The sequence below is a fragment of the Mesorhizobium sp. M7A.F.Ca.CA.001.10.2.1 genome, assembly GCF_003998575.1.
GTDB lineage: Bacteria > Pseudomonadota > Alphaproteobacteria > Rhizobiales > Rhizobiaceae > Mesorhizobium.
Window position 1 is genome coordinate 1 of sequence record NZ_RZQY01001386.1, and the last position, 414, is coordinate 414.

The window sequence follows — 414 nt, forward strand, 5'->3', positions numbered from 1 at the left end:
TCCAGAACTGCCACAGCGCCAGGCCCGACAGAGCGACAATGGCGCAGCCGATGAGCAGGATCAGGCCGGTGGCCACAATGCGTTCGGCGCCGAAGCGATGGATCAGCGAGCCGGTGAAGAAGCTTGGCGCGAACATCGCCATGACGTGCCAGGAGATGCCGAGCGTCGCGTCGTTCTCCGACAGGCCGCAACCGACCATGGCCAGCGGTGCGCCCGTCATGACGAAGCTCATCAGCGCATAGCTGCCGACCGCGCAGAAAAGCGCGGCGACGAAACGCGGCTGCGTGACGATTTCAGCCAGTGGCCTGGCGTCGCTGTCGGCGATCTCCACCTTGCCGGATGCTTTCGCCGGCAGCCGCAGGAACGACAGGATGATAGCGCCGACGGCGGCCAGCGGCAGGATGGAGATGAAGG

At 65.7% G+C, this 414-nt stretch carries 1 pseudogene; it reads right to left on the minus strand.

The annotated features are described in order from the left end of the window. Window positions 1-414, minus strand: a pseudogene (locus EN964_RS37220) (MFS transporter); the annotation flags it as partial.